Source organism: Kitasatospora sp. NPDC001175 (genome assembly GCF_053598215.1).
Window position 1 is genome coordinate 1 of record NZ_JBSFJU010000061.1, and the last position, 12,781, is coordinate 12,781.

The following is a 12,781-nucleotide window of genomic DNA, read 5'->3' on the forward strand; positions in this document are numbered from 1 at the left end:
CCCCTCCCCGCCGCTCTTCCGCTCGGGGTCCGGCAGGTGGGGCCCGGGTCGCGCCGACGAGGACCCGCCCGCGCGGGCGGGTCCTCGTCGGCCCCGGAACCGGAGCAGCGCGGACATGATCTGACGTTCAGTCAGGAAGGCATCGGGAACGCGTCGGTGTCAGGCTCGAGCAGCTGGCCGGGCTTGGGGGCGACCTGGTCCACCAGGTACGAGGTGACCAGCGCGTCCAGGGCCTTGCTCTGACCGATCGCGCAGTGCTGGACCATGTCGACCGTGACCAGCACGGCACTGCCGAGTTCCCGCTGCATGTGCTGTGCGAACCGGTACCGGGTGGCCGGATCGAAGGTGTTGCCGATCACCATGACCGGATGGTCGGTCTTCCGGTTCCAGGGTCCGGAGTAGCGCTCCACCGCGCGCGCCGGCGCCGGCCAGGTCGCGCACGCCGGCGCGTCGAAGGCCTGGTACCGGCCGAAGGTCGGCGCCTCCAGCTCCCAGGCCCTGGCCACGAGGGCGAACATCCTCGGGTTCGACGGGTACGGCTTGTCCTGGCAGTTGACCCCGAGGTAGGAGTCGTCGACGGTGTACGGGGTGTCCGCGGGGGCCTCCCGCAGTGCCGCCGGAGCCGGTACGGCCAGCGCGGCCGCCTCGTTCGCCGCCTTTGGTGCCGCCAGGGTGCCGGAGGTCTGCTGCGACTCGATCACCTGGTGCAGTGCCTGCAGTGACTTGGCCAGCGGCGCCTGCCGGGCCTGCACGTAGAGGGCGTTGGCGACCTGACTGGTGAAGGTGCTCAGTGTGACCTTCGAGCCGTCCGGCAGGGTGACCGGCTCGGTGCGCAGGCGGTCGCGGATCGCGTCGAACCTGGCCCGGGGATCGCCCTCGGCGAAGGCGCAACGCCGCGTGCCCGCCGCCTTGCAGCGCTTCAGGTACTCGTCCAGCGCGAGCTCGAACCCGCCCGCCCGCTGCCGGTCGTACTCCAGGCCGTTGCTCAGCCGCAGCTGCGGGTCGACGTTGCCGTCGATGACCAGTGCGCGCACCTTGCCGGGGTACATGTTGGCGTACGTGGCACCGATCAGCGTGCCGTAGGAGAAGCCGGCGAAGGTGAGCCGGGAGTCGCCCACGGCCTGGCGCATCCGGTCGAGATCGCGCACCACGTTGACGGTCGACATGTGCTCGAGCAGCGGACCCGCGTTGCGCGCGCAGGCGTCGGTGTAGTCCTCGTCGGCTGCCAGAGTGCTGTTGATCTCCGCTGAGGTGACGGGAACCTCGGTCGTCCGCTTGAGGACCGCGTCGGCCTCCTCGCCGGTCGTGAAGCAGCGGAGCGGATTGCTTCTGGCGACCCCGCGGGGGTCGAATCCGATCAGGTCGAAGCGCTCCGTGACCCGGGGATCGAACCGGGTCGTGGTCGCCCAGAGGTAGCCGCTGCCGCCCGGTCCGCCGGGGTTGAGGAACAGCGAACCGATGCGCTTGGCCGGGTCGCCGGCCCGCCGGCGCATCATGGCGATGCCGATCCTCTCGCCCGACGGGTTCGCGTAGTCCAGCGGCACCGGGTAGACGGCGCAGTCGTAGGTCTTCGGATCCGGCTTCGACGGGTCGGGGTTGCACGGTGTCCAGACGACCGGTTCGACCTTCTCGGCGACGGTCTGCGCGGCGGTCTGCGCGACCGACGCGGAGGCAGTGGCGGCGGTACCGGTGACGAGGGCGAACGCGCTGATGACCGCGACTGCCAGAGTCGGTTTCCGTAACAAGGGGCCTCCTCGGATTGTGCAAACCCGGTCAGCCTGGCATCCGGCGGCCGTCGGTGGAAGAGCGCGTACCTCCGTCGGCGTGGCGGCCCCGGGCGGGCCGCCGGGGCCGCCGGTGGGTCACTTCTTGGCCCGCCAGTCGGTGTCGTAGGGGAAGTAGCGGGTGAAGGGCCAGCAGATCTCGACGGGCCGGCCTCCCACGTACTCGTCGACGTCCAGCAGTCGCAGGGCACTCGCGTCGGTGGTCGTCGTGTTCGGAACGGTTCAGGTCCGGCATGCGGCCGGCATCAGACCTGGCCGGTGCCGGTCCCCATGCCCCTCCCCGACCCCTCCTCGGCGCACACGCGCACCGCCAACTCGCACAGCTCGACGCGGTCCTGGCACCCCGTCTTGCCGAGCAGGCTCGCCAGGTGCTTCTCCACCGTGCGCGGTGAGATGGACAGCTGCCGGGCGATCTGCTGGTTGCCCGGCCGGCCGGTCAGCAGTACGAACACCTCGTACTCGCGCGGCGTCACACCCTGCAGCCGCAACCGCGCGGGGATCCGCTCCCGGCCGGTGCGGTGCTGCGCCACGCTGGCCCCGGCCTGCCGCAGCAGCGTTCGGCAGACGGAGGTCACCGCGGGGACCCCGGCGGCGTGGAAGTGCTCCTCCGCGGTCCGCAGCCACGCCACCGGATCTCCCCAGCCGTCGCGCAGTGCCGCCTCCGAGACCAGACGCAGGCCCAGGTGGGCTGCCGTCGGGAAGACCGCGGCGACCTCCCGGGCCCGCGCCACGGCCCGCGCCGCCTCCTCGCCGCGCCCGTCCCGGCCCAGCAGCACGGCACGGGTGAGCTCCAGGAAGTGCCGGTTCCAGGCGAGGCCGGCGCCCGAAGTGGCTTCCGCCGCCCGGTGTTCAGCCCAGCCGGTACGCCCGGCCAGCGCCTCCAGGAAGGGGTGCAGGCCGTAGCGGCCGGCCAGGTAGTGGACGCTGGGGTTGCGGTCCTCCCAGGCCAGGGCCGCGGCGATCTCGGTCGAGGCCAGCTCGCGGTCCTCCTCCAGCAGTGCGCAGACCGCGCGGCACAGGCCGAGTACCAGCGGCATCAGGAAGAAGTCCTCACCACCGCCCTGGCTGAAGGTGACCAGACGCCGTTCCATCTCCTCCCGGCGGCCGTGGTGGGCGGCGAGGGTCGCATCGGTCAGCAGCAGGTAGCGGTGCGTGGGGAGGTTGCCCAGCCGGGCCGTGGCGCCCAGGCAGCGGTCGATGATCTCCCGGGCGGTGGCCGGGTCGCCCCGCAGCACCGAGATCATCGCGAGCGTTCCCTCCGCCGTCTGGGTCAGCATCACCGAGCCGAGGCTCAACGAGGCCTGGCGGGCCTGTTCCAGCCGGTGCAGCTCGCCGGTGCGCATCGACTCGTTGACGCCCAGCCGCAGCAGGGCCTCCACCCGCCAGGCCGGCAGCGCGTGGCGCTCGGCCACGTCCAGCATCCGCCCCAGGTACTCGTCCGCGTGGTCGAAGCCGCGCTCGCGGGCTGTCAGGGCGAGCAGCTGCCAGGCCTGACAGGCCACCACCGGCAGGCCGGCCCGCTCGGCCACCTCCGCCGCGAGAGAGGCCAGCCGCGCGGCGTCCGCGGTGCGGGCCCGCCGGTCGCCCTGGCCGGGCAGCATCGCCAGGTGTGCCTCGACCGCGGCCAGCGCGGCGGTCTGCTCCGGCGTGGCAGTGCCGCCGAGCAGGGCGCGGACGGCCACCACCTGCGCGGCGGCCTCCTTGGGGCGCTCGGCCGTCACGGCCGCCCAGGCCAGCCGGTTGTGCAGTGCGGCCCGGCGGTCGGTGCTCAGGGCCGCCGCTCCGGCCGGGGCCAGCTCGCCGACCAGGACGAGCGCGCGGTCGAGCTGCCCGGCCTCGGCGAGGGCTTCCACCAGCGACTCGATGACGCCCGGCCGGTCCTCCTCGGCGGCCAGCTCGTACCCGCGCTCCAGCAGGACCACGGCCGACCCGGACGCACCGGCGGACAGCGCCCTGCGGCCGGCCTCGGTGTAGTGGCGGGCCGCCGCGCACCGGTCGCCGGCGGCCAGCCGAAGCACGGCGACCAGCTGGCAGCGCTCATCGGGCAGCGCCGGGTCGGCCCGCTCCACCTCGGCGGCGGCGTGCCGGGCGAGTGCCGCCCGTTCCGTGGGCGGCACGGTGGCCAGCAGCGCCTTGGCGGTGAGCGCGTGCCGGAACGCGTACCAGCCCGGGGTCGCCTGGTCGGGCACGATGAGGCCGGCCCCGGTGGCCGAGCGCAGGCTCGCGAACAGGTTGCGCTCGTCGTACCCGGTGGCCAGCTGGACCACGCTGACCGAGAACCGCGGGCCGAGGCAGGCCCCCACCAGCAGCAGTTCGCGCACCTGCGGGCCGGTGGCGTCCAGCCGCTGGCCGTAGCTGTGCACCACCGTCGCCGGGACGGCGGCGCCCAGGTCTCCGGTGACCCGCCAGCCGTTCCGGTTCGAGCTGAGCCCACCGGAGCCGACCATCTCCGCGAGCAGTTCCTCGACCAGGTACGGATTGCCCTCGCCGCCCGCGACCAGCCGGTCCACCACCACGTCCGGTACGGCCTCGGCCGGTGTCTCCAGACAGCTGGCGGCCAGCAGCCGGACCTCCGTCGGTGCCAGCGGTCGGAGTTCGGCGGTCAGCGCGGCCCGGCGGCGTTCGGCCGCCCGCACCATCCGCAGCCCGGGGCCCGGCTCCGGCCGCAGGGTGGCCAGCAGCAGGACGGGCACCTCGGCGATGTTGTCGACCAGATAGTCGACGACGGCCGTCGTCTCCGAGTCGGCGTCGTGCAGGTCCTCGAGCACCAGTACGCAGCCGCCGCCGCGGCCCAGTACCGCCAGCAGCCGCAGCAGGGCCTCGGCGAGCTCGACCACGCTCTCCTGGTGTCCCGGGTCCGCGGCGGAGCGCCACTCGGGCACCAGCCGCGCGAGCGCCGGCCGGCAGGGCGCCAACTCGGCGTCACCGGGCGGCCCGCTCAGCCGGAAGCGGGAGGCCAGCGCCTCCTGGAGCGGGCGGAACGGTGTGCTCGTCCCGCCCGCTCCGGCGCGGCCCCGCAGTACCGGCAGAGCACGTGCCAAGGCCCGCTGGGCGCACTCCCCGGCCAGCCGGGACTTCCCGATCCCGGCTTCCCCGAGCATGAACACCGCCCGGCCCGTACCTGTGCCGACCTCCGTCAACGCCGTTTTCAGCACGGTGAGTTCGGCAGACCGGCCGACGATGACCGGTGAGGTGGTCCGCATGTCCGCAGGCTACTCGAACTGGGGAGATTCCCACAGGTCAGCACCCGAACGGGAGCTGAGCGCAGTGGTTACTCCGGGACGGTGCAGCTGGTGATGATGGTGTTGTCGGCCTCGGCCCAGAGGTCGCCAGCCGTGCTGATCGCCCCGGCCAGCAGGCCGGACCGGCGGCCCAGGGCACCGCCGCCGCCGAGCTTGATCTCGCCGGCCGGGTGTCCGGCCGCGCGGTTTTGACGGACCCTCGGGTCCTTCCACGACCGGACCAGTTCCTCGGTGTCCATGAGTGTCCTTTCGACGGAGTGTCATGGCGTCGCAGCCGACGCCCGATCAGGAATCGGCGGCTGCAGCAGCAGCGCCGAAGGCGTCCGGTCGGGGAACCCGAGCCGGAGGAGGCCGTACCCGAGCCCGGCCAGGCCGTTCAGCAGCCCCGGGCTGACCACGCCGCCGGGTGTGCCGCAGCGCGCACCGCCCTGCTCCAGGTCGGCCAGCAGGGCCTCCGCCCGCCGGGCCCGGGCCGCCTCGGCCACCGGTCCCGGCACGGCTTGGAGCAGTTCGAGCACGCCGAGCTCGCCGTGGCACAGACTGTGGTCAGCCGGTGGGCCGCTCTCGGCGATGTCGCGGACCGCGCGGTCGAGTACGGGGGCCAGGGCCGGATCCGCCGCCGCGACCGGGCTGGCGGCCACGGCCAGCGCGGTCCCGGACAGCCCGTGGCACCAGGACGGTTCACCGGTCGGCGGCACCTCGGCCCGCAGGGCCGCCAGGCCCGCCCGTTCGAAGCGCGGATCGCCGCCGGCGGCCGCGAACGCGAGCAGTGCCCAGCCGACGCCCGCCGAGCCGTAGGCGAAGCCGGCGGCACCGGGGAGCGGGCCTGCGGCGAGCAGCTCCGCGCACGAGCGCGCGGCCTGCCAGGCTTCGGCCGAGCCGGTGGCCCGGTGCACGGCGAGCAGCGACACCAGGCCTCCGGCCCGCCCGGCCACTACTCCCGGCTCCTGTTCGGCGGCAGCGGCGCCGGCGGCGAGGTGGACGGCGGGCTCGACCCAGCCGGCGATCTCGGCGTCGTCCAGGGCGGCGGACACCTGCGTCAGCGCGTAGGCGATGCCACCGAGTCCGGCGAAGGCGCCGGTGCCGATGTAGCCGAGCTGGTCGGGCCGTTCGGCGAGCGCGGCCAGCAGGGCGGGCAGCGGGCGCAGCGCCTGGCGGGCCGGCTCCGCGTACCGCGCCCTCCCGGTGAGGCGGCCGAGCCGGGCCAGGAACAGGGCCGGTCCGCAGTAGCCCTCGCCCAGACCGGCACCCATGGAGCCCAGCCGCCAGTACCGGTGCTCGAGCAGTTCCAGGCCGAGCCAGTTGACCCGGGACGGCCCCCGCCGGGCGGTGGCGACGAGCCGGTCCCCGATCCGGCAGGCGGCGGCGAGCAGCCGCTCCGGGGTCGGGGCCGGGGCCGGGGGCGCGGCGGCCTTCCGGCCCCGGCCGGGCCGGGCGGTCGTGGGCGTGGTGCCCGGTGAGCGGGCGGCCAGCGCCGCACGGATGATCCACTCCTGGTCGCGCAGGTCCGCCTCGGACATGGCCTCGATCTTGCCCGCCGCTCTGGTCAGGCCGGGCTCGCCGAGGATTCCGGCGATCCGCTCGCCGTGCCCGTTCCACAGGTCCGCTGTCCCGGGGCGGCTGGTGAACAGCGGGAGGTCGCCGTTCCACAGCTGGGCGATCTCGTCGTCGACGAGCCGGGGCCGGACCGGGTCGCCGAGCGACCTCTCCCGCACCTCGGCGAGCAGCCCGTCCCGCTCGGCGGCGTCCCGCAGCACGTCGGGGTGGGTCGACTCGTCGAGCAACTGCGCGTAGAGCTGGGAGGCCCGGATGACCACCCGTACCTCGGCGGCCGCGAACCGGTCCAGCAGCCCGGTCAGTTGGTGCCGGTGGGCGGCGATCGTGCGGTACCCGGCGCGGAAGCCCGTCAGCAGGGACCCGGTGTACCCGGCGGGGTCGGCGTCCCGGCCGCCGAGGCGCGGCCGGTTCCGCGCGCCGTCGAACGGCCGGACCCGCCGGACCAGGCGCATCTCGTCGGTGCCCGCACCCTCCCAGTCCACCGTCTCCATCGGCAGCGGTGCGCCCCGGTCGGCGCCGAGCCCGGAGGCGTCCCAGGCGGTCTCGTCGCCCAGGTGGAGGCTGGGCAGCAGGCCGGTCCGGTACACCGAGGACCGCAGCACCAGGGCGGCCGGATCCTCCGCGGTCGCGGACGGGAGGGGCAGCGTGGGATGGAACAGCGTCTCCACGTCGATCAGTACCGGCTCGTCGGCGCGGGCGATCACGTTCTCGTGGTGCACGTCCGTGCCGTCCAGGACGTGCAGCAGTGCCAGCAGTACACCCTGCCGGTGGTAGAAGCGCTCGAGCTGCGGCTCGCTGCCGCAGGGCCGCTGCGCCACGAACTCGGCCCAGCCGTAGCCCGGCCGCTCAAGCAGCGCGAGGGTGCACAACTCCCGTTCCCCGAGCCGGGCGTTGAGCCAGTCGGCCAGTTCGTTGAAGCACCGGTGGGCGGTCACGGGCCTCGGCTTGTACACCACCCGGGCACCGCCGGCGAAGCGCAGCAGCGAGACCGAGCGTCCGCCGCGGTGGTGATCGCCAGCTCCGCTCTCCACCTCGGTCAGCGCTCCCGGGTCTCGGCCGGCCAGCAGGGTGTCGACGATCAGGGAGCGGTCGGCGGCGAACCGTTCCAGCAGTTCCGTCCGCGCGGCGGCGGCCTGCAGGCAGGCCTGGCCCAGCAGTCGGGCCAGTACGGGGTAATCGGCGAACAGCCGGGACAGGCCGTCCCGGGTCGCCATCAGGCCGACGAAGCTTCGGAACCGGTCGGACGGGGTGTCACCCGAGAGCCGGCCGGTCACCCGGCACACATGGAGTTCCAGGACCAGGGCGCGTGCGGCCAGCCGGGCCAGTCGGGCGGACAACTGCCGGACGAACCCGGCGCGCAGGGCCGTGGAGTCCGCACCGGGGATGACGGGTACGCGATCGGCGGCCGCCGCTGCCAGCGGCGCGAGGACGAGAGCGAAACCGCTGGTGCCCGGCAGCTCACCGCGAGCCGGTGCCGACGTGGTCGGCGCGGCGGACACCGCTGCGTCGACGAAACCGGCCCACTCCGGACAATTTGACTGAGACTCCGTCAATCCTCCATGCCACCAGGGGAGTTCCTTCACAATACGAAATCCAGGCATCCGCTTCCCGGTCACGAGCAGAGCCTGTCAGGGCGGGCGGGGGTGCGCAAGACCGCCGCGATATCGACCGCAGACCGACGGTAGACCGGCCCTGAAGCGCCCCGGCCTAGTCTCGGAGCCCGCACCCGGCCTTGCGGGGGGAGGCCGGGCGCGCCGTCTCCGAACGGCCGTACCCACCCTGCCTGGAGAGTCCATGGACCGGACGATCGGATTCGGGCTCGCGGACCCGGAGTGCTACGCGTCGTCGGCGCCCGGGGCGAGGTTCCGTCCGAGCCGGGTCCCCGGGGGACGGCGGAGTGCCGACTCCGGGGTGCGAACGCGGTGGTACCGCGGGCTGGGTCGGGCCGGTACGGACGACGCAAAGGGGCGGGGACGCAGAGTTGCGTCCCCGCCTCCGAGCCGGCAGGAGTCGGCGTGCCCCCGGACGGTCACCGGGTCCCGGCTACTCGCCCCCTTGCCCGGTGGCGCTCACCGGCGCCACCGGTGGCAGCTCCGCGGCCGCCTTCGCCGAATCCGGCTGCCGCCCGAGGGAGTTGACCAGGGCCCGGAGCCGTGGGCTGGTCGCGGCGAGCAGCGGCAGGGCCAGCGGCGCGGCCAGTTCGAGGGCCGCGAGAGGCCCGCCGTTCGCCGTGATCAGGAATCCGGCAAGCCCGGGGCCCGCCCAGGCGATCGACACCGCGACCAACTGGACCGCGGCGCCCGCCCGTCCCTGGAGATGCGGGGGCGTGTCGAGGCTCACCACGAGGAACGCCAGGGAGGCCAGCGGTGGCAGCGTGAAGACCAGCAGTCCGACGGCGAGCGCGCTGATCCAGGCGATCCCGGTGCCGACGAGCGGCGTCAGCAGCAGCCATGCCGCGGTGGTGCCGGCCAGGATCAGCATCGGAGTGAGTCTGCGCAGCAGCCATCCGGTGCACAGGCCGCCGACGATGCCGCCACAGCCCGCGGCGGTCAGCACCACGCCCGCCGACACGGGCTCCCGCCCCAGGTCGGAGACCCCGATGCTGGCGAGCAGTTCGATGGCCCGGCCGAGCAGGTTCAGGTACGCCACCACCAGTACCAGGACCAGCATCCCCCGATTTCGCATCAACCAGGAGAAACCGACGGTCAGTTCACCGCTCGCGCGCAGCGCCGACCGGCCCCGCCGGGCCGGGTCTTCGGCGGCAGCGGTCGCGGGACGCGGCACATGCCGATAGGCCACTTGCAGCACCAGCCCGAACGAGACCAGGTAGGAGGCGGCGTCGGCGAGGAAGGCGATCGGCGCACCGCACTGCAGCAGCAGCCCGCCGAGCGGCGGGCCGATGGCGATGGCGATGTTGGTGCGTACGACGTTGCGGGTGATCGCCTCGCGCCGCCGCTCCGTCGGCACCGCCTGGCGCAGCACGCCCGCCTCGGCGGGGAAGAACACCGCGGAGATCGCCGCGGAGGCGGCGGCCGCACCCACCGCCAGGCCGGTGGTCAGCCGGTGTTCGGCCAGCGCGAAGGCGAGCAGCAGCGCGATCACCGCTCGTGCGGCGTCGCACAGCAGCATCAGGTGTTTGCGGTTGTGGGTGTCGGCGAGCAGGCCGGCGGGGAGCTTCGCGGCGAGCTGTGCGATGCCGACCGCGGTGGCGACCGTCGCGGTGGCGGCGGGCGAGCGGGTCTCGGCGAGCACGGCGAGCGGCAGGGCCAGCGAGGTCATCTCGCTGGCCATGTCCGACAGTGCCTGGCCGACCCAGATCAGCGTGAAGTTCCTGTTGATCACGGGCGGCCGCCGGGTCAGGCGGCGGTGCGCCGCACCGCGAGGTACAGGCCCTTGGTGTGGCGGTCCTCGTCCAGGGAGTCGGACAGGGTGCCGGTGCGCTCCAGCCCGTGGGCGCCGAGCAGTTCCAGCCCGGCGGCGTCGAGCAGATCGGCGAACTCGGCGGGGCTGTGGTGCCGTTGGAGGTGCTGGACGGTCTCCCGGGTCCAGGTGTTCGCCTCGGGCCCGGTCCGCCGGAAGGCGTCCATGGTGAGCTGGAACCGGTGCGGGTCGCCGTCCTCGGGCAGGAAGCGGCCGCGAAGGGCGGCGTGCAGGTCCTCGGAGTCGAAGACGTGGGACTCTCGCATGAGCTGGTAGCCACGGGCGGTGTTGGCATCGAAAACCAGGACGCCACCGGGGCGCAGCACACTCCCGAGACTGGCCAGTGCCTCGCCCAGATGGGCCTTGTCGGCGAGGTAGTTGGCGATGTCGCTCATGCACAGCACCACGTCGTAGGGACCGCCGTGCTCGAACGGCAGGCGGATGTCGTGGACGTGGAACTCGATGCCGGTGTGACCGTGCTTGGCCCGGGCGATGTCGATCATGGCCGGGCTGATGTCGACGCCGGTGGGCTCGAAGCCGCGCTCGGCGAAGGCGACGGTGCTGCGGCCGGTGCCGCATCCCGCGTCGAGCAGGCGGACGCCGGGCGGGTCGGCGCGCTTGATCAGGCTCTCCAGCACGTCACCGAAGACGGTGTAGTCGTCCTGCCGGGTGAGCGAGTCGTAGAAGGGCGCGGTCGCGTCGTAGGCGACGGCCGCGTGGTCGGTGGGGACGGTGGACGCCATGGTTTCTCCTCCAGGGGACCGGTACGGGGGCACGGACGGTCAGGCCCTAGCGGCCCGCCTCCTCGACGGCCTGGGCCGCCAGGGCTGCGCTCTCGGCCTGGCGCAACAGCGCACCGGCCTCACGAACCCTGGCGCGCAGGGCCGGGTCGGCCGTGACGGTGCGCAGGTCCGGCACGGCTGCCGCCGGATCCAGCGGGGCGGCCACGCCGGCCCGCAGGCAGGCCGCGGCGAGCAGGCGCTGTTCGCCGCCATTCGGGCTGAGCAGCAGCGGACGATCGTGCAGCAGTGCGCCGAGGACGGGAGCGCTGGTGCCGTTGGCGACCACCAGCTCGGCCCGGCTGAGCAGGTCGGACGTCCAGCCCCGGCGTACGGTCAGCACATCCAGCCCGGCCGCACGCGCTGCTTCGGCGTCGGTGCCGGTGCCGCTCAGCAGGGCGACGTCGTGGCCGCGCTGATGGAGTTCCAGCGCGGTGGCGATGGCCGGATAGCGATGGCCCGGGCTGGACCAGGGCGCGACGAGCACCTTCATGCGCGCGCTACCGCCTGTTCCCGACGCCGGGCGCGGAGCAGTTCCAGCAGGCCGACGGTCAGCGCGTCGTCGAAGGCCTTCGAGGCCGACGGCGCCGCGGCCTCGGTCGCGAACTCGCCGCAACTCACCCAGCGTTGCGGCGGATACGGCTGGTATCCGTCCTCGATGCTGCCGACCTCGTAGCCGTCCTTGCCGATGGTCTCCCAGCAGCTGTAGAGGGTGCCGTCGGCATTGATCACGGCGCCGGTGGCGCCATCGCGCTCCCCGCAGAAGCCGCACGCGCCGCCGCTCGGCCAGGCGACCTCGAAGCCGCACTCCAGGGCGGTCGCGTATCCCGCGAGGATGGTGTCGACCTCGCCGCTGGAGCGCGCGAGGACGTCCTGGTAAAGATCCGCGTAGTTGAGCACGGGCGCGATGTCCAGGAAGCAACGCTGCGGGTTGAGGCGCTCGGCGAGGCCGCGGATCAGGTCGTCGAGCAGCGGCAGCCCCTCGGCCGTGGTGTTGAGCCGCAGGGTCAGCCGCAGGTCGGTCTCGCGCTGGACGGCGACCAGGTTCTCGATGATGGTGTCGAAGGTGCCCCGGCCGGAGCGGGTGGCGCGCAGCGCGTCGTGCAGCTCACGCGGACCGTCGAAGGTGATCTGCGCCGACTTCAGGCCCGCACTCTCCAACTCCTCTGCGACACGGGGCCTGAGCAGCACACCGTTGGTCACCATGGACGCGCTGACGGGCGCGAGCCGGCCGAGCCGCACCAGCAGCTCCCGGCAGCCCGCGCGGTTGAGCAGCGGCTCGCCGCCGAAGAGCAGCACGAACAGCCGGTCGTACCCGCCGTCCGCGAGCCGGCCCGTGGTGAAGTCGATGATGCGCTCGATCATCGGCACGTCCAGGACCCGCTTGGGGATCCGCGGTGGATCGAAGCGTCCGGGGGCGGCGACCCCGGTGTTCTGGAAGCAGTACGGGCAACCCAGGTTGCACGCGGAGGAAGTGACCACGGTGAGGCTGTAGTGGCGCCGCGAGCGAGGCGTGCCGATCTGCGACTTCTCCAGTTCCGCCCTGCCCTCGTCGGTGAGCGCGCCCTGCCGGTGGAACCGCCGGGGCATCAGCAGGGTCCCGCCGGGTCCCAAGTACCACACGCCGGACGGCCCTTCGATGAGTCTCATGGTGCTCGGTTCTCCTGCCTGAGTGGACGGACGGTCGTGCGGGCCGGCCGGCGGGGCGCGGCACCCGGAGGAGGAGCCGCGCCCTGGGCGGTCAGTTCGTCGTGGCGTTGGCACCCGCCGCAGACGATCTCGGGCCGCTACATCTCGGCCGAGAGCCCATCGGCCTCGCAGTACAGGCTGCAGATGACCTCCGTGCCCTCGACCATCTCGGCCGAGTGCGCCTGGACGTCATCGGTGAAGTTCGGCTTGTCGTAGACGCCGCAGATGACCTCGGTGCCCTTGAACTTCTCGGCGGAGTGGGCCTGGACGTCGTCGGTGAGGTTGGACTCTTCCTTGTCGTAGACGCCGC

The 12,781-nt window shown here is 73.6% G+C and carries 9 protein-coding genes; all 9 read right to left on the reverse strand.

Annotation, left to right across the window (positions count from 1 at the left end; genetic code table 11):
- Positions 1-131: 131 nt before the first annotated feature.
- Positions 132-1,745 carry an alpha/beta hydrolase gene (locus ACWDAK_RS31465; protein WP_427395169.1) on the reverse strand — a complete coding sequence of 538 codons (1,614 nt, stop codon included), beginning with the start codon at positions 1,743-1,745 and terminating at the stop codon, positions 132-134.
- A 284-nt stretch (positions 1,746-2,029) separates the two neighbouring features.
- A complete protein-coding gene (locus ACWDAK_RS31470) occupies positions 2,030-4,987 on the reverse strand; it encodes an ATP-binding protein (protein ID WP_427395170.1) in 2,958 nt (985 codons plus the stop codon).
- Positions 4,988-5,055: 68 nt separating this feature from the next.
- Positions 5,056-5,265, reverse strand: a complete 210-nt coding sequence (locus tag ACWDAK_RS31475) for a hypothetical protein (protein ID WP_427395171.1) — start codon at positions 5,263-5,265, stop codon at positions 5,056-5,058.
- A gap of 21 nt (positions 5,266-5,286) precedes the next feature.
- Positions 5,287-8,136: a type 2 lanthipeptide synthetase LanM family protein gene (locus ACWDAK_RS31480; protein WP_427395172.1), complete on the reverse strand. Its 2,850-nt coding sequence runs from the start codon at positions 8,134-8,136 to the stop codon at positions 5,287-5,289.
- Positions 8,137-8,626: 490 nt separating this feature from the next.
- Positions 8,627-9,925, reverse strand: coding sequence for an MFS transporter (locus tag ACWDAK_RS31485; protein WP_344635817.1), 1,299 nt, complete (start codon positions 9,923-9,925; stop codon positions 8,627-8,629).
- 14 nt (positions 9,926-9,939) lie between these two features.
- Entirely contained in the window at positions 9,940-10,746 is an 807-nt protein-coding gene (locus ACWDAK_RS31490) for a class I SAM-dependent DNA methyltransferase (protein WP_427395173.1), read from the reverse strand.
- A 46-nt stretch (positions 10,747-10,792) separates the two neighbouring features.
- Positions 10,793-11,275: a glycosyltransferase gene (locus tag ACWDAK_RS31495; protein WP_427395174.1), complete on the reverse strand. Its 483-nt coding sequence runs from the start codon at positions 11,273-11,275 to the stop codon at positions 10,793-10,795.
- Positions 11,272-12,432, reverse strand: a complete 1,161-nt coding sequence (locus ACWDAK_RS31500) for a radical SAM protein (RefSeq protein WP_427395175.1) — start codon at positions 12,430-12,432, stop codon at positions 11,272-11,274. The genes ACWDAK_RS31495 and ACWDAK_RS31500 overlap by 4 nt, the downstream gene beginning before the upstream one ends.
- 137 nt (positions 12,433-12,569) lie before the next feature.
- Positions 12,570-12,781: hypothetical protein (locus ACWDAK_RS31505; RefSeq protein WP_427395176.1), on the reverse strand; the 212-nt coding region annotated here is incomplete at its 5' end.

What these genes read in the sequence shown, in the direction of transcription:
- ACWDAK_RS31500 (WP_427395175.1), bottom strand. Translation starts at nt 12,432, where the DNA reads ATGAGACTCATCGAAGGGCCGTCCGGCGTGTGGTACTTGGGACCCGGC.
- ACWDAK_RS31495 (WP_427395174.1), bottom strand. Translation starts at nt 11,275, where the DNA reads ATGAAGGTGCTCGTCGCGCCCTGGTCCAGCCCGGGCCATCGCTATCCG.
- ACWDAK_RS31470 (WP_427395170.1), bottom strand. Translation starts at nt 4,987, where the DNA reads ATGCGGACCACCTCACCGGTCATCGTCGGCCGGTCTGCCGAACTCACC.
- ACWDAK_RS31475 (WP_427395171.1), bottom strand. Translation starts at nt 5,265, where the DNA reads ATGGACACCGAGGAACTGGTCCGGTCGTGGAAGGACCCGAGGGTCCGT.
- ACWDAK_RS31490 (WP_427395173.1), bottom strand. Translation starts at nt 10,746, where the DNA reads ATGGCGTCCACCGTCCCCACCGACCACGCGGCCGTCGCCTACGACGCG.